Source organism: Ferroplasma sp. Type II, from assembly GCF_000496155.1.
Genome location: NZ_KI542719.1, coordinates 1 through 15,575, shown reverse-complemented (window position 1 = coordinate 15,575; position 15,575 = coordinate 1). Strand labels below are relative to the sequence as shown.

18 protein-coding genes, 1 tRNA gene and 1 pseudogene are annotated in these 15,575 nt (G+C 37.5%); 8 read left to right on the top strand and 12 right to left on the bottom strand.

The genetic code is table 11. From position 1 onward, the window contains the following. A partial coding sequence (locus AMDU4_RS06730; RefSeq protein ID WP_290704453.1) for a UbiA family prenyltransferase occupies positions 1 to 740 on the top strand: 740 nt, incomplete at its 5' end. Between the two features lie 309 nt (positions 741 to 1,049). Here the strand turns inward: AMDU4_RS06730 and AMDU4_RS06725 are convergent. The 7 genes from AMDU4_RS06725 to AMDU4_RS06695 form a co-directional block, all read right to left on the bottom strand. Beyond that, a tRNA-Ser gene (locus tag AMDU4_RS06725) sits at positions 1,050 to 1,132 on the bottom strand. 2 nt (positions 1,133 to 1,134) lie between these two features. After that, on the bottom strand, positions 1,135 to 1,296 hold the full coding sequence (locus AMDU4_RS06720; RefSeq protein WP_009886324.1) for a hypothetical protein: 162 nt from the start codon (positions 1,294 to 1,296) through the stop codon (positions 1,135 to 1,137). A gap of 74 nt (positions 1,297 to 1,370) precedes the next feature. After that, entirely contained in the window at positions 1,371 to 2,978 is a 1,608-nt protein-coding gene (locus tag AMDU4_RS06715; RefSeq protein ID WP_021787225.1) for a transposase, read from the bottom strand. Beyond that, positions 2,975 to 3,355 (bottom strand): hypothetical protein, encoded by a 381-nt coding sequence (locus AMDU4_RS06710; RefSeq protein WP_021787224.1) that lies wholly within the window; start codon positions 3,353 to 3,355, stop codon positions 2,975 to 2,977. Before AMDU4_RS06710 ends, AMDU4_RS06715 begins: the two co-directional genes overlap by 4 nt. A gap of 286 nt (positions 3,356 to 3,641) precedes the next feature. Beyond that, positions 3,642 to 4,220 carry a GTP cyclohydrolase II gene (gene ribA / locus AMDU4_RS06705; protein WP_021787223.1) on the bottom strand — a complete coding sequence of 193 codons (579 nt, stop codon included), beginning with the start codon at positions 4,218 to 4,220 and terminating at the stop codon, positions 3,642 to 3,644. Positions 4,221 to 4,323: 103 nt separating this feature from the next. After that, positions 4,324 to 5,484, bottom strand: coding sequence for a hypothetical protein (locus AMDU4_RS06700; protein WP_021787222.1), 1,161 nt, complete (start codon positions 5,482 to 5,484; stop codon positions 4,324 to 4,326). Further along, a complete protein-coding gene (locus AMDU4_RS06695; protein ID WP_290704450.1) occupies positions 5,481 to 5,819 on the bottom strand; it encodes a carboxymuconolactone decarboxylase family protein in 339 nt (112 codons plus the stop codon). Before AMDU4_RS06695 ends, AMDU4_RS06700 begins: the two co-directional genes overlap by 4 nt. Before the next feature lie 374 nt (positions 5,820 to 6,193). Here AMDU4_RS06695 and AMDU4_RS06690 point away from each other — a divergent pair, with 374 nt between their 5' ends. Next, on the top strand, positions 6,194 to 7,282 hold the full coding sequence (locus tag AMDU4_RS06690; RefSeq protein WP_290704447.1) for an alcohol dehydrogenase catalytic domain-containing protein: 1,089 nt from the start codon (positions 6,194 to 6,196) through the stop codon (positions 7,280 to 7,282). A gap of 2 nt (positions 7,283 to 7,284) precedes the next feature. Beyond that, the gene (locus tag AMDU4_RS06685) at positions 7,285 to 8,130 is read left to right on the top strand and encodes a tetrahydrofolate dehydrogenase/cyclohydrolase catalytic domain-containing protein (RefSeq protein ID WP_290704444.1); all 846 of its coding nucleotides are present in this window, start codon (positions 7,285 to 7,287) and stop codon (positions 8,128 to 8,130) included. A 28-nt stretch (positions 8,131 to 8,158) separates the two neighbouring features. On the opposite strand, the gene AMDU4_RS06680 is transcribed toward AMDU4_RS06685, so the two are convergent. From AMDU4_RS06680 to AMDU4_RS06665, 4 genes are all read right to left on the bottom strand, one after another. Next, on the bottom strand, positions 8,159 to 8,410 hold the full coding sequence (locus AMDU4_RS06680) for a hypothetical protein (RefSeq protein WP_021787218.1): 252 nt from the start codon (positions 8,408 to 8,410) through the stop codon (positions 8,159 to 8,161). Between the two features lie 67 nt (positions 8,411 to 8,477). After that, complete coding sequence (locus tag AMDU4_RS06675; protein ID WP_021787217.1) at positions 8,478 to 8,966, bottom strand: hypothetical protein; 489 nt, start codon at positions 8,964 to 8,966, stop codon at positions 8,478 to 8,480. A gap of 47 nt (positions 8,967 to 9,013) precedes the next feature. Next, complete coding sequence (locus tag AMDU4_RS06670; RefSeq protein WP_021787216.1) at positions 9,014 to 9,982, bottom strand: hypothetical protein; 969 nt, start codon at positions 9,980 to 9,982, stop codon at positions 9,014 to 9,016. A gap of 41 nt (positions 9,983 to 10,023) precedes the next feature. Then, a complete protein-coding gene (locus AMDU4_RS06665; RefSeq protein WP_021787215.1) occupies positions 10,024 to 10,572 on the bottom strand; it encodes a D-sedoheptulose 7-phosphate isomerase in 549 nt (182 codons plus the stop codon). 128 nt (positions 10,573 to 10,700) lie between these two features. Between AMDU4_RS06665 and AMDU4_RS06660 the strand changes: the two genes are divergently transcribed. The 5 genes from AMDU4_RS06660 to pheA all read left to right on the top strand — a co-directional run bounded on the left by AMDU4_RS06660 (position 10,701) and on the right by pheA (position 14,938). Next, entirely contained in the window at positions 10,701 to 11,264 is a 564-nt protein-coding gene (locus AMDU4_RS06660) for a hypothetical protein (RefSeq protein WP_021787214.1), read from the top strand. 132 nt (positions 11,265 to 11,396) lie between these two features. Beyond that, entirely contained in the window at positions 11,397 to 11,600 is a 204-nt protein-coding gene (locus AMDU4_RS06655; protein ID WP_021787213.1) for a hypothetical protein, read from the top strand. Between the two features lies 1 nt (position 11,601). Continuing rightward, a complete protein-coding gene (locus AMDU4_RS06650; protein WP_290704441.1) occupies positions 11,602 to 13,365 on the top strand; it encodes a chloride channel protein in 1,764 nt (587 codons plus the stop codon). Positions 13,366 to 13,426: 61 nt separating this feature from the next. Beyond that, positions 13,427 to 14,104, top strand: coding sequence for a stage II sporulation protein M (locus AMDU4_RS06645; RefSeq protein WP_290704438.1), 678 nt, complete (start codon positions 13,427 to 13,429; stop codon positions 14,102 to 14,104). A 24-nt stretch (positions 14,105 to 14,128) separates the two neighbouring features. Beyond that, positions 14,129 to 14,938, top strand: a complete 810-nt coding sequence (gene pheA / locus AMDU4_RS06640) for a prephenate dehydratase (protein ID WP_290704435.1) — start codon at positions 14,129 to 14,131, stop codon at positions 14,936 to 14,938. A 266-nt stretch (positions 14,939 to 15,204) separates the two neighbouring features. On the opposite strand, the pseudogene AMDU4_RS06635 reads toward pheA, so the two are convergent. Continuing rightward, a pseudogene (locus AMDU4_RS06635) lies at positions 15,205 to 15,575 on the bottom strand (IS256 family transposase); the annotation flags it as partial.

The window sequence follows — 15,575 nt, the reverse complement described above, 5'->3', positions numbered from 1 at the left end:
TTATAGCCGTAAACGTGCACATAACCAAATTTATAATCCCCCTGACTCTCGGTGCAATAAGTGTATTTCTTGTAACGGCTGGAGGAAATATAATAAATGATATAAGCGACCTTGAAACGGATAGGTATAATCATCCAGATAGACCATTGCCTGCAGGAACCATAACTAAAAAATCTGCATATTACCTGGCGCTGTCGTTTTTCATTTTAGGATTTTTAATTTCTATTTTCATATCTCTGCTTATCAGCACAGTAGTTATACTCGCTGAATTGCTTCTTGTCAGCTATGAGTTCAAAACAAAAAAACTTGGTCTGCCCGGAAATATTACAATAAGTCTTCTCATAGGTATGATATTCCTCTATGGGGGTTTTATCACGGACATGCTTTCAAAAATGATTCTGCTCTTCTTCCTGGCATTTTTCTCTAATATGTCCAGAGAAATAATGAAAGATATTGAAGATGTCAAAGGAGATATTGACAGAATCACACTTCCAAAAAGATACGGAATCAAGAATGCAAAAATTGTATCTGCTGCATTTGTGGTTACAACAATTTTTATATCGTTTTTGCCCTATTATTTCCATATACTTTCTATCTATTACCTGTACGCCGTGCTACTTGATGATTTATTATTCGCCCTTACAATCTGGTATTTAAATGCAAATATATCGAGAGGGCAAAAGATTTCGAAGGTGGCAATGATATGGGGCATGATGTGTTTCCTTCTTGGTGGAATATAATTTACCATCAATCTAGAAGAAAGCCAGTGAATTATTGTGTGGATGAATTCTTGGAAAGAAGATTAAATGATATTTATTATGAGGTGAGACCACAAAAATTTAAGGATTTTTTAAAAAATTAAACGTACCTGTGGAGCATATGGAATTCAGGCATGATAAAGATAATACTCAACATTCAAAGGGTTTTATATAAGCCCCTACGTAATTTTTGTTGGTTAAACAGAGAGCCTCCATGTCACGGTAACAGGTGGCTCACAGTTTTATATAATTTCAGATTGGCTAAAGATATTTAAGAAATTAAAATTAGAACGCGGGGAATGGGATTTGAACCCATGCTCTCATTTCGAGAAACAGCTTAGCAGGCTGCCGCCGTACCACTGGGCCATCCCCGCATTTATGCTGGATACCTGTCCTGCAGATCATTAGCAATTTCTTCCAGTATCTCTTCAAAGTTTTCATTTTCCATACTCACAACTTCGCCACTCGGCAAAGTCATGCGGACATAGTATATTTCACCATCTTTAGATATCTCAATATCAGCAAGGCTTTCTCCCATACACCTATAATTATTAGGTATATATTATGTTTTTCAATATTTGGCAATTATTTTTATATGGTATCAAAATCCGATTAGATTTTGATTGATTCAACCCATGCATTCAGATCCTTACTGGATAAGTTATTGTTAATCTCCAGTATCTTCACCAGGGCTATTAGAGCAGGCTTTCTTTCTTTGTCCTTCCCTATTATTGGCTCACATGGGTTGGGCCTTATAAGTTTTCTTGCACTGTCAAGTTCATCCTCTGTTATGGATGTGAATTCTTTAAGAAAATCAATCTTTGAAAGAATATTCTCTATGTAATGCTTATTCTCCACATTGGAAAGAACTGCAGTAAGTGCACCATACTTTCCCATCTCCCTTGCTGTCTGTGATCTTCCAGTCCGCCTGCGTATATGCATCCTTGACCACCTGTGCCCAATCTCCTCTATTCCATTGTGCCTCACAACATTAATTGTTTTGCCGTTCTTTCCTGTTACAGGCGATAGTAGTTCTTTTCTATGGTCCTCTATCCGTTTGCTGAATATTCCAGATATCCTTTTCAGTTCACCACCTGTAAATTCACCCTCTTTTATTATATCAGAGAGTGCATCATCCAGGTCCTTCCCCATTGCATTGATATCCATTGATTCATTTTTGAATCCATGGGAACTCATATCCCTTGATACCCTTAAGGCATTCCTTACAGACTCAAACCATTTCCACGCCCTTACAATGATACGGTATCTCTCCAGTACCACTGTACTGTGTGTGATCCCGATTACTGTTGCATAAATGTCTGTTACAGGCTTAACAATCTTCATATGTGTTGCATTCCACCTTATGATGGATTTTAACATTCCCTCTATCTCCATGCACCTTTTCAGTATTTCAAAATATGGCAATGCAAATGGGTACTTGCTTGGTATGTTCCTTGGATATAATATGTATTCAGAGGCTATTGCTATCCAGAGTTTCTCAGCATATACAATGCCATCACCCTTTTCAGGCAGGTTCACGCCTGATATGGCTGCAAGTGCCTTTGTTGATACCATTGAGGATCGCAGTTCCGCATAGGAGGAGAATATATCCTTTCCCAGTGCCTTGATAAAATGGTAATGGCATATGAGCTGCAGTATGCCCGGGAATACTGCAGACACAGATTCCTTTATTGCAATGCCCATATCCCTCAGTACAGATACCGGGTCTCCGAAGGCATCACTTATGCCCTGGAGAAATGGTGTTATGTATTCTGAACTCTCTGATGGCATTATGCATGCATCCATTGTTATTCCCGTCAATCCGTCCTTTGCCATGAACACAATCTCACTGCCGGATTCTCCTGTTCCGTCAAGATGGAGAATGTATTCCTTCAGTCCCATATCCTCCATGTGCCTTCTGTGCATGCAGTAGAAACGGAGTAGGAATTCTGTGGAGAGATTTGATATCTCTCCTGTGGATATACTGATCCCTATGGATTCAAGGAGTATCTGTATCTCTGAAATCTGGTAGTCCATGAGCCACCGCATTATGCCAGCGGCAATTGTTACCCCTGGATCAAAATCTGAACTGCCCACCAGGGTATTGATGGTGGTTCTGTTTGACTCCTTATGATTCCTGCATACTCTCACATGAATCCTGAGGTCCAGTGGGCCGGACAGTGTCCTGATCGTTCTGGAATGTGTGTTGTATTCCATCATTCTTCTGTTGCATTTTCTGCACCTTTCTGATTCCTGGATAATCTTTTCCTGTACAGTGAAAGGGAAAAGGAGTTTTTTTTAAAGTCATAGAAAAGCCCTATTCTCTCAAGGTTCTCCCTGTTTACATGATTGCCCATCTTCTCAATCATGTCAAAGAGCTCATTTGGTGAAAGATCACCCTGCATCAGCCTTGTAGCTATGTATCCGAAATGCATAACGTTTATGGGAACGTTGTCCGGTGTATTTGGATCGGTACCAAGGCCACGTATATATCTCTGCGTGACCTTTGAACCATCACGTATGCCCTCAACCTCTGCATAATACGTCTTAACACTCCCATCCTTGTTCTTCCGCTTAAATTCCCTGATATATGACATTATGTTGTGATATGTATCACAACTATATTTAACTACGCTTTTCTGAAAACACGATCATTATACATATATGTAAAATCAGGAAAATACTATTCCAGAGAGATAATTCCCCTGAGAAAATGGTTAATAAATATCAGTAAAATCTAATCGGATTTTGATACCATATTTATTTTTGCATTAATTTAACATATTTACTGGCACAAAAATAATATACTTTAATATTTATGGAAATTCTGTAATTTCCGTGAATAATTACATTTTATGAAGATGGAAACAATTCATGGAAATTTTAAAGCATATGCCCCATCTTGTCCTTTTTTGTTTCAAGATAGAATTTGTCAAATTCCGTGGGTTCAATTATCAGTGGTATTCTCTTGTTTATTGTTATTCCGTTGTCCTCCAGATATTTTATTTTTTCAGGATTGTTTGTCATTAACTGTACCGATTTTATTTTAAAATATTTTATTACATCTACAGCAAAATTATAGTGCCTGTTATCCGCAGGGAGCCCCTGCTCAATATTTGCCTCTACAGTATCTTTTCCATTATCCTCAAGGTTGTATGCCCTGATTTTATTTAAAAGACCAATGCCACGCCCCTCCTGCCTTAAATATATTAATATTCCCCGTTCCTGGCTTCCTATAAATTTCAATGATGTGAGGAGCTGGTCCCTACAATCGCACCTCATTGAACCGAATACATCACCTGTAAGGCATTCAGAATGTATCCTAACTGGCACATTTTCCTCTCCTTCGATGTTGCCATGCACCAGAACTGAGTGGTCTTTGTTATCTTCATTTTTAAAAACGTATATTTTAAATGAACCAAATCTGGTAGGTAATTCTGCTTTCGCATAGAATTCAATCATACTAATCAAAAGAAATTACAAAATTCTATAAAAACATATTTAAAATTTTTAACTTAATGCACCTGAAGTTATTCTCCATTTATCAAATAAAATAACAGAACATTTAGTTTATCTCCTCAGCTATTATATATTTGTCCGGTCCCTTGAATATGTATATATTTTTGGAACCTGACAATTCTTTCTCAAGGGAATTCTTGTAGCGGTACGTTTCTTCTGGCTTCATTGAAAATCTGAAGAATACCTTTCCAGCGTCTATATCGTGCAACAATGAAGTGATTTCAAGGTTATTTGAGTAATCGATCACCGAATATTCCTTTCCAGGAAACGATTTTTCAAAGGAATTTCCAGAAAAAATCTGTCGTCGTGAATCCATGTACACAGGTGTCCATTCTGGTTGTACAACAAGATAAAGAAGTTTTGCATATGTGATGGATATATCGGGTACATATATATAGGATCCAGTATGGCCATTATTTTCTACTCTGCTTTTAAAATCTTTCGGCTCACCTGTTATAATTATATTCTCTGGAAGCATTACTGCAGTGCTGATATTTTTTGAAATGGATGGTGAATATAATGTTAATCTATTCAGCGCACCTTTAATTGATATATATTCCCTTTCACCTTTAAGGGGTATGTTTGTCCATTCCATATGTGGAGGAAGATCTAAAGCATAACCAGATATCTTGGGTTTTACATGTAATATTTCCTGTGGATTTGGAGAAAGCTTTGAAAATAATTTCTCTCTTGAATTCACAGGTCTTAATGGATCTGAAAATAAAACATATCCGGAAAAATCATTATTAATGGAAAAAAAATCCTCTCTCAAGAAGGTGGCACTGGAATTATATGGCATACCATTTAGACATGCCATAAGATATCTGTTGCGGTCTATTTCTACACCGGTAACACTCGAATACTCAGAAAGCATTATATCCTGCATTCCAGCACCACTGCCCGCATCTATAATTTTATTTCCTGCCAGTTTTTTTGCCCTGTATTTACCTATTATTTCAGGCGTTGAATACATTGATGAATAATAATCCATAAAAAGATGGTTGTATTTAGAAAATTTGTCTGCAATTTTAATTCTTGATTTTGCAAATTCAAATAAATAATCAAAATTGTTTCTATGAGTTTTCTTTATTGATTCAGGCGAATGCCCCATATGAATCAGTTCCACAATTTCGTTTATTTCATCGTCAATATACTCATAATATTTTTCTGATTCAATGAGTTTATTTAAAAAATTATACAGATTCATTTGATTTCAAACTGGTTTATTGCATCCAGAAGGTCATTCATTTCCATAAGTGCCTGTGAACCATACATCAGTACTGTTACATATCCCGCTTCCATTAGCTCCTTTCTGGTTGCACCTGCCTTTATAGCCTGGTTTACATGGTATGAAATGCACCATCCGCACCTCGCCGCTATACTCAGAGCAAGAGCTATCAATTCTTTTGTTTTTGTATCAAGCGCACCATTTGCCATGGTGGCATCTATGAATTCCATAAAAGCGTCTGTGAATTCATTATTGTCCTTTCCCGATTCCTTAAGTATCCTGTTAACTTCTTGCACTTTTTTTTCTGCATCCATTATTATCGTAGATTTATTACTAATGCCTATTTCAATGTGACTAAAAATATACACATCCGCTTTTGAACCATAATGTTATGATTTTAGTTAACCATGTTAATATTCAACTTTGTAGGTTATTATATGCCTCAAGATTAAACTTCGTGGATATAACGCACCCTCGCGTCATGATTGAAATCAATAAACAATTTCTAAAATTCCATAAAAAATCAGTTGTGACAATTGTGTAAATGGATGAAAATTACCCATATTTCTAAGTTCTCAGAGCTAAATAAACTTTGATTTTTGAACGAAACTAAGGTGTATAGAAATCATTTAATAAATATATTATCCAAATCGATATATTGATTTATTATTATATTCTACTGTTAGCCATGGAAAGAATTATGGCATTGACCACATCTGCCCCAAAAGGCGGATTATCCTACGGTAAAATACATTTACCCATAAATATAGAAGGCAAGGCAAAGATTAAGCCAGTATACACTGGGCTTTGTGGGACAGATAGGGCAGAAATTGCAGGAGGACTGCCATTCACATACAACCCGGTAGGACAGGATTATATGATTATCGGTCACGAGGCTGTATGCCAGGTGCTGGATATAGAAGAAAACAACTTTGGCATCAAATCTGGAGATTATGTGGTTCCGGTTGTAAGGCGTCGAGGATCATGCATAAATTGCAGGATAGGGAGACCTGACAACTGTTCGGACGTAGATCACGATATCCGTGAGGCTGGAATAAGGGGGCTTGATGGTTTTAATGCCGAATATTTTTATGATACACCGGAAAATCTAATTAAGATCAATGAACGGTCAATGTTAAAGGTAAGTGCCCTCACAGAACCTGTCAAAAACGTTATGAAAGCCCTCGAAGTTTTTGAGAAGCTCTCAGAACGCTCCATATTCACTGGTGACGATTCCACATACCTCCTAAAAAACTGCCTTATAATCGGTACAGGTAGTGAAGCTTTTCTATATGCATTTATGGCCAGGGAATACCGCATGAAGGTTTACATGACAAACCGGCACGAACTTGGTGAACAAAAAATGAAAATTATTGATGAAATCAGTGTTTCGTTTTATAACTACATGAAGGATCAAGGCCCGGACAAAGTAGACCTGATAATTGATACCAGTGGTGATCCAGCAACCATAATGCGTTTTGTAAGAAAGTTGAATTATAACGGAGTAGCTATTATGTTCGGCACAAACGGGGCAGCTTCAGACACTCCAATTTCAGGAAACGACATAAACTACATAGTTGAACATAACATTACAATAGGAGGATCGGTTGACGGTTCCAAAAAGCATTATTTGAATGCCATACAACATCTTGAAAAATGGAACTATTCAGAAGGTGGTGCTGTAAATAAGCTTATAACAGGAATTTATGACCCCGACGATACAGGAATATTCATGGAGAAACCATCAGATGAAATCAAATCCATAATAAAGTGGTGAAAATGTTACTGGACGGAAAAGTAGTGGCAAATAAAAAGATGGAAATATTGAAAGGGGAGCTGGAATGCATTGTGGATAAATATAAAATAACCCCTGAATTAAGATTAATTCAGGTTGGTGACGACCCGGCAAGCACAATATACGCAAATTCTAAAATAAAGAGAGGATCCAAACTGGGTATAGACGTCATTCTAGAAAAATTTGGCAAAGCCAGTCCAACAGAATTGATTAAATACATAACAGAGGCAAATGCGAATCCTAAAATAAATGGTGTTATGGTTGAATCACCTTTGCCCGTGGGATTTGATTTCCAGGAAGTAGTGAATAATATAAGTTTTTATAAGGATACCGATGGGATGACATCATACAATCAGGGTAACCTTTATACAAAAAATGAAATGATAGCACCCGCTACAGCAAGAGCGGTAGTCGATATACTGGAATTTTATGAAATCCCTCCGGGAAATGCCTGTATAATAAACCGGTCATCAGTAGTTGGTAGACCCCTGGCAATGCTTTTGCTTAACCGGGATTATACCGTGACATTATGCCACAGCAAAACTAATGAAATTGAAAGAATATCACGGGAAAACGATGTAGTTGTTGTTGCAGTGGGCAAAGCTAATTTCCTTGGCACCAGCTATGTTACAGAAGAATCTACAGTGATAGATGTTGGAATAAATTACGTCGGAAATAAGATATATGGTGATGTAGATTTTCACTCAGTTGGAAACAAAGCGAAAAATATAACGCCTGTACCCGGTGGTGTTGGGGTAGTTACCGCCACAGACATATTTGAAAATTTCCTGAACGGTCTGAAATACCAGGCTGATAAGGGTCTAATCTGATTATCACGTTTCAGGTAAAGCACTGATTTTAAGGTCTGTTTCCATTCCTGTACACCCGGTGAGCCTTGGTGCCTGTATTTTTTGATCCATGATTAAAAGTATTACTTTTTTCATTCACTTTCATTCCCGGTTGTATTTCATGCAATAATTTTCCGGCAGCGCTAGAGGCTATTTCCACACTTCTGGACACCGGATAAAGATCCCATTCATTTTCACCGTGAGCGAGCAGGTTCCTGACATTTAGGGATAACCTGAACATAAGGCTGGTGGGTCTGTCCATAAATTTTGTCGCCCAGTTCAGCAATGAATTTTCAGATCCGGGGAAAGGTTCTCCATTAACATCAATATTAGTCCTGCCAAGCCTGTTGAAGCCTTATATAAAGTTTTAATCTTCTGTAATCGTAATCATTCAGGACAATATCCTTCATACCATATTTCGATATAACAATTCTACTGCCAAGCCATTTAGAATATGCACACCGCATGGCCATTTCCAGTAGAAGATAAAGGTCAAGGGTGGCAAGTTCATTGAATTTTCCAAGATTTATAAGATCATGTGTGTCTTTTTTGAGCTTCTCCAGTTTGGGTGTCAGTACATATTCCATGTTATTTCCACTATCCAGCATCAGTGGAACATTTGCCAGGAAAAATCCCAGTACAATGTCTTTATTGCATTGAAAGTGGGAATAGAATTCTGTGTTCCCAAAAATCATTCTGCCTTCAGAGCATTCAAGCTTTTCCAATGCCGCATTAATAATGATCCTGTCATAATTTTCCGGATACTGGAAAAAATCAAAAACTTGATCCATGATGTAATGTGAGTAAGCGGATTGCATGCTACATTATGTCCAATTATTATTAAAATAATATGAAAATTTCATTTTTATTGTGAAAAGTAAATTATTCTTGAACCCTCAAAATCAAAATCAAATTCTATTTCCCTGAGACCAAGTTCCTGAAGCCTGTGTTTATTCTCTCTGTCTATGATGAATATGAGGAATCCTCCGCCTCCTGCACCGATAAGATTTCCACCATAGGCCCCAAGGCTAAGAGCCTTTGAATAATAATCATCTACCATAGATGTGGAAATTTCTTTATATAATGCTTTCTTCGAATACCAGTTTTTATTTAACAGTTGTCCAAGTTTCTTTATATCCATATCGTAAAGTGCATGGTAAAAATCATTGGTGTACTGTTTCATTCTGCCGTAATCATCAAGGTGTTTTGATATTTCATCCCTGATACCATGGTGAAGACCTGCAGAGTCATGTCCTATTCCAGTGTACAGCAAGGATATATTGTCTTTCAGTTTTTCCAGTTTTTCATAGTTAAGCGTCACAGGATTTACATATACAGAATCATTTTCATTGAATTTCAGCATGTTTATGCCACCGAAGGATGCCATGTACTGATCCTGCATGCCTCCCGGTTCACGCAATATCTTACGTTCTATTTTTATTGCCTCTTCTGCAAGTTGTTCCCTGCTTGCGAATTCCGATTTATACGCATGGAGAGCATTGAGAAGCCCCACAAGGAATGTTGAACTGGATCCCAGTCCTGTCCCAGTTGAAGGTATATCTGAGACGCTCAGTATCTCAATTCCACCGTCTATGTCAAGAAGTTTCATTGCTTCCCTCACACTGGGATGCCTGATTTCGTCAACTGTGTCAACTATTTCGGTGCTAGAATAGGATACTCTTATTCTGTGGTCAAATTTCCTGTTTACAATAATATAAATATACTTATTTATGGCAGCCGAAATTAAAAGCCCACCATAATTCTTGTAGTATTCGGGTATGTCGGTGCCCCCTCCAACTAATCCGATTCTAAGCGGGGTTTTGGTTATAATCATAAGAGGTCAGTCAAAATATTTATAAAAAATTATCTGTGACCTCAATAGTTCACGTCAATAATGGAGCATATCATATGTATAGCCGTTATGTGTATTTCCTGTATTATAGAGGTAAGATCACTGTCAGCATGAAAAACATTTCTGCATATGCCTGAAAGCTTTCCACCAGATTTCCCAGTAAACCCCAGAGTGAATGCACCTATGGAATTTGCCTCTTCGATTGCCTTTACAACATTTGTTGAGTTTCCTGAGGTGCTGATTCCCACAACATAATCCTCTTTTCTGCATAATGCCTGGATCTGCCTTGAGAATATATCCTCATATGAATAGTCGTTTCCTATTGCTGTGAGGGATGAAGTATTGGTTGTCAATGCTATTGCCGGGAGGGCCTTTCTTTCCTTCATGAAATGTCCTGTGAGTTCCGCTACGAAATGCTGTGCATCGGCAGCCGATCCTCCGTTTCCAAAAACAATCAATTTTCCATTGTTTTTAAAAGAATTTAGTATGCCCTCTCCTATTATTTTAATCTGGTTAATATCCATATTCTTCCTGGCCGCAATGCCCTGGTTTTTATATTCCTCCAAATCCATACTGGTAAAATCATATAATATTAATAAATATATGTGTGCATAAAATAAGTAGATGCATTATTTCCGGATATAACAGTTATAACTTTATTTTAGGAAAAATTTTATTATATAATGTAATAAGGATGACAATGTCTTATATATTGTTTCCGAAAAACATTCAGATTAAGGATAACAAAAGCATACATATAGACAGGAACACTGTAAAGGATGAGGAGTCTTTTTCACTTTTGATACCAGAAAACAAATCTGATATGGTAATACAATATCTTAAGACACACAGGGGCTTTGCAAATGCCACTCCAAGCTTTGATCATGGAGAGGATTATGGAATTTCTAAAATTATAAAAGCTCCATGGGAGCTGCATATGAGAGTATATAACGATTCGTATTTTCCAGGATATTCTAAAATGCTGGCTCATATAGAGATAGCAAGAAAATATGTACAGCATCTGAACTTCAAATATGTACAGCCAGTTATATATGAACCATACAGATATTATAAATCTGTTTTTGGCGAATTTATACTCGCATACAGATCCCGATATATGGTTGAGAACATAAGCGAGAACTACTGGTTCCGTCTGATGAATCCTGAATTGCTTATTCCCTGGTCTCCAACTGCCCTGTTAAAAACATCAGTAAATATGGTTTCAGAAAAACTTAAGGAATATTTCGTGAAAGACGAAAAATGATGTGTTTCGTTGATAAATTTTTATAATCCCAAAATTTATATAAATAACATTTATAGACCTTACTAACATGCCTTTATTCATGTATTTTTATCTCTTGTTGATTAGAGGGTTTTAAAAAATATAGTGAAAAATATGAAAGAAAAGCAGAAGTTAGATGGGAGAGATACATACACACCAAGGGGTGTTCCACATGGAAAATCAATCATTATAAAAGGAGAAGAAAAGAAGATGGATATAAGCACAAAGAAGGTCAAACTGGTAAAATTTGGAAAGGGATTGATATTCACTACACAATTCCTCCCCAGGATTCCGCATGGCGCCTCTCTGGGGGTATAAGATGAACCTTAAATTATCATCACTTCCATATTTTCAGCGCTGGTTCGTTGTCGGTGCCATAATTGGTGTGTTCGCTGGCCTGGGCTCGCTGGCATTTTTTTTCGCAATCAGACTTTTTGAAATTATTTTCTTTACACATATTGTGGGTATGTCAATACCACATCCATTAGGTGAAGGGGGATCTGCGGTTTACCATTTTTATGCACTGCGTTATTATCTTATACCCATAGTGGTGGCAACTGGTGGGCTTATTACTGGCTTTATAGTATATACATTTGATCCATCTTCAGAAGGGCATGGAACAGATGCAGCTATACGGGCATTTCATTATAACCATGGAAAAATAAAGCGCAGAACACCACTGGTAAAAACAATAGCCTCTGCCATAACTATAGGGTCAGGTGGAAGTGCGGGCAGGGAAGGGCCCACAGCGCTTATAGCGGCCGGAATAGGGTCCTTTCTGGCCGACATTCTTGGACTCAGCCCCAAGGACAGGAGAATTGCTGTAGCCGTGGGAATCGGCGCAGGAATAGGGACAATATTCAAGGCACCCATTGGGGGGTCTATTCTCGGTGCTGAAATACTCTACAGGCGGGATTTTGAATCCGAGGTGATTTTTCCCTCACTTGTTGCCTCTTCCATAGGTTATTCGATTTTTGCATCGGTTGTAGGTTTTGAACCCATATTTGGATATTATCTTGCCCCCTTCAATGTCCTGAGATTGCCATTTTATGCAGTACTTGGGCTTGTTGCCGGATTATTATCTATACTATACATCCGTACCTTTTACGGAGTCAAGAATATGTTCAAAAAATTCCACATCCCAAATCATTATAAACCCATGATTGGGGGTGCCATAGTTGGAATTATAGCATTGATGTTTCCTGAGATACTGGGAACCGGCTATGGTTGGGTTGAAATTCTGGAACTGGGAAAATTCAATGAGCTGGTTACTTTTGGTGTACCAATTCTTATCATACTCATACTTCTTCCATTTGTCAAGATAATTGTTACATCCTTCACCGTCTCCTCGGGTGGTAGTGGGGGGGTATTTGCCCCAGGGATATTCATAGGAGCATCCCTTGGAGCATTTTTCGGAGTCCTGTTTCACATGGTTTCACCAACAATTGTACCTGTAGTTGCTCCATTTGTTATAATTGGCATGCTGTCATTTTTTGGGGCTGCAGGAAAAGCTCCCCTTGCTGTGATACTAATGGTGGTGGAAATGACTGGAAGCCTGCAATTGCTTCCAGGTGCAATGCTGGCTGTATCCATAGCCTATATAGCATCAGGAACCAAATATTCTATTTACGAATCACAGGTTGAACAGAGGAGGGATTCACCTGCAAACATGGGTGAATATCACACCCCGATGCTCCTGGAAATGAAAGTTTCAAGCCTCAAGATTATTGATAATGTATATGCAGATCTTTATTACACCATATACCGTGCTGATAATATTATGAAGGAAAACGATTTACTGTCGCTCCCTGTGGTTTATCATGAAAAACTGATGGGTGCGGTTTATCTGTATGATATTGTAAACCAGTCGTATGGATATGTTAAGGATTATTATAAATCTGGAATTTCATATGTCAAACTGGACAACAGTGCGGAAAACGCCTGGGAACTTATGATGAAAAACAGGACAAAATGGTGCGCAGTGGTAGATAATGGTAAATTTATGGGTATAATAACACTGGAATCGATTCTGGACAAATATGAAGAAAATGTAAAAATCATAAACATGGGCGATTCAAATTGAAAATTATGTTTAGCTAAACTTCCAACCAAAATATAAATAATATAATTGAGATATAGATTACATGGAACTGAAGATGCCAAGACTCAGACGGATATTTATACTATCATTTATCATAGAACTCGCTGGATTCGCCATAATATCGTCCCTGCCAATACACAATCCTGCACTTTATTCCAGTTTTAAATCCCAGGATCATGCAATAGTTTCCCAGTCATTTTTTCCCATGTGGTTAAGCATATTTCCGCATAACCTCCTTATTGCCACAATAGAATTCATACCTGTAATAGGAATACTCATGTTTGGTTTTTCAATAATATCAACAGCCAGTGTAATTGCAGTGGAAGGAACTGCCACACATATTAATGGCTTTGCAATATTTGCAAGCCTTATGATGTTTCCACATTCCTGGCTGGAACTCCCGGCATATGCTGTTGCCGTAAGCACAAGCGTATACATATTGTATTATCTACTAACTAAGAAACTAAAAACCAATTACATGAAAATCATATATATGTATATCTTTGTCGTAATAGAACTTGCATTTGCTGGAGCAATAGAAACATCTGAAATTATTCTGGAACGATCGCAACATCCATTATATTCTCTCTATATGTGGATACCTGCCGTGCCAATTATAATATTTCTCATATGGCTTTACAGGCGTATGGATTCGGATGAATATAAATCCGGAAAAAAGAAACCTGAGGAACCTGATCTGTATGATTTTAATCAATTTTAAATATTTAAATTATATAATCCTTTATTGAAAGTAGGGTATTTTGGTGAACCAGGGGCATACAGTAACATTGCTGCAATGCGCATGGCCGATGGAGAGTACGTTCCACTGGATTCCGTGAGGGCAGTTTTCATGGCCTTGGAAAACAAAGAAATAGATCTAGGTGTAGTGCCAATTGAAAATTCAATTGAGGGTGCTGTAAACCAAACATATGATTTTCTGTTTAAAATGGATTTTCATATCGTCAAGGAGTATTATCTGCGAATAAAACACTGCCTAATAGGATATCCAGGCACAACAACCCATGATATTAAATATATCCATTCACATCCTCAGGCACTTGCACAGTGTTCTGATTTTATATATTCCAATGGAATAAAGCCCATAAGCGAATATGATACGGCAGGGAGCGTGAATATAATAAAGAATTTTAATGACAGTTCCCATGGTGCTATAGCCAGTGAAATGGCGGCCGAATTAAACGGAATGCATATTATTGAAAGAGATATAGAAAATAATAAGTTTAACTATACAAGATTCTTTTTAATCTCCGCAGCACCAAATAATCCCGAAAATCCATCAAAGGCATCCATTGTGTTTTCCACAGAAAACAAGCCCGGTGCTTTGTATAATGTATTAAAAATATTCAATGAATACGGAATAAATATGACCAAGATCGAATCACGCCCGGTACAATATAATCCATTCAATTATCTGTTCTTCATAGATATCGAAAATAATGAGAATTCAAACATGGCTATGAAAGAAGTAATGAATGTGGTAAATCCATTTAAAATGTTGGGAAATTATAAAATTGCACCAATATTAGAGTATTAGTAAAGTCAACCGCCTCATGCAATGGCACCGAAATTTTAACATTTGCAGTCTGGAATTTTTATTTCGCAAGACAGGCTATGAAAGCGGGTGAAACATTATTAGTTGTTAAATCAATAAACAAGAAATGTATTATCAATTATGAGGGGCAATATGTGTCCTATGCTGGTAAGGACCTTGGTGTTTGGATAAATTGATGGATAAAGGGATGACTGTTTCTTCTTTGGAATTAATTTCATGAGATTTCTCATGAAATGGACATGGCATTACTGCCATGCAGCACTTAAAAAGGATCTTGCACCCGATTCCTGTATCCCCCTGTGGCCATCTGATATTACCAGTTCAACACCATTGAGACCTCTCTCCTTAAGATCATCAAAGAAGGATTCCCATCCAACTTCAGTTTCTGAGTCATATAAATGTGCACTGAGGATCTCCCTTCTTCCTTCAGAATCTATGCCAATGCATACATACAGTGCTTTGTTTCCATATCTGCCATCTTCTCTTATCTTGAAGTATGTTGCATCTATGTATATGAATTTCATCGGTCTGTCTATTCTCCTTTCAAGGAACGATTTCACTCTTGCATCAAGTTCTGATGCAAGTGCTGGTACATATGATGCTGATATGTTCTCTACAC

Excerpts from the sequence above, each read along its gene's own strand:
- AMDU4_RS06720 (WP_009886324.1), bottom strand. The coding sequence starts at position 1,296 with ATGGGAGAAAGCCTTGCTGATATTGAGATATCTAAAGATGGTGAAATA.
- AMDU4_RS06715 (WP_021787225.1), bottom strand. The coding sequence starts at position 2,978 with ATGATGGAATACAACACACATTCCAGAACGATCAGGACACTGTCCGGC.
- AMDU4_RS06710 (WP_021787224.1), bottom strand. The coding sequence starts at position 3,355 with ATGTCATATATCAGGGAATTTAAGCGGAAGAACAAGGATGGGAGTGTT.
- ribA (WP_021787223.1), bottom strand. The coding sequence starts at position 4,220 with ATGATTGAATTCTATGCGAAAGCAGAATTACCTACCAGATTTGGTTCA.
- AMDU4_RS06700 (WP_021787222.1), bottom strand. The coding sequence starts at position 5,484 with ATGAATCTGTATAATTTTTTAAATAAACTCATTGAATCAGAAAAATAT.
- AMDU4_RS06695 (WP_290704450.1), bottom strand. The coding sequence starts at position 5,819 with ATGGATGCAGAAAAAAAAGTGCAAGAAGTTAACAGGATACTTAAGGAA.
- AMDU4_RS06690 (WP_290704447.1), top strand. The coding sequence starts at position 6,194 with ATGGAAAGAATTATGGCATTGACCACATCTGCCCCAAAAGGCGGATTA.
- AMDU4_RS06685 (WP_290704444.1), top strand. The coding sequence starts at position 7,285 with ATGTTACTGGACGGAAAAGTAGTGGCAAATAAAAAGATGGAAATATTG.
- AMDU4_RS06680 (WP_021787218.1), bottom strand. The coding sequence starts at position 8,410 with ATGGACAGACCCACCAGCCTTATGTTCAGGTTATCCCTAAATGTCAGG.
- AMDU4_RS06675 (WP_021787217.1), bottom strand. The coding sequence starts at position 8,966 with ATGCAATCCGCTTACTCACATTACATCATGGATCAAGTTTTTGATTTT.
- AMDU4_RS06670 (WP_021787216.1), bottom strand. The coding sequence starts at position 9,982 with ATGATTATAACCAAAACCCCGCTTAGAATCGGATTAGTTGGAGGGGGC.
- AMDU4_RS06665 (WP_021787215.1), bottom strand. The coding sequence starts at position 10,572 with ATGGATTTGGAGGAATATAAAAACCAGGGCATTGCGGCCAGGAAGAAT.
- AMDU4_RS06660 (WP_021787214.1), top strand. The coding sequence starts at position 10,701 with ATGTCTTATATATTGTTTCCGAAAAACATTCAGATTAAGGATAACAAA.
- AMDU4_RS06655 (WP_021787213.1), top strand. The coding sequence starts at position 11,397 with ATGAAAGAAAAGCAGAAGTTAGATGGGAGAGATACATACACACCAAGG.
- AMDU4_RS06650 (WP_290704441.1), top strand. The coding sequence starts at position 11,602 with ATGAACCTTAAATTATCATCACTTCCATATTTTCAGCGCTGGTTCGTT.
- AMDU4_RS06645 (WP_290704438.1), top strand. The coding sequence starts at position 13,427 with ATGGAACTGAAGATGCCAAGACTCAGACGGATATTTATACTATCATTT.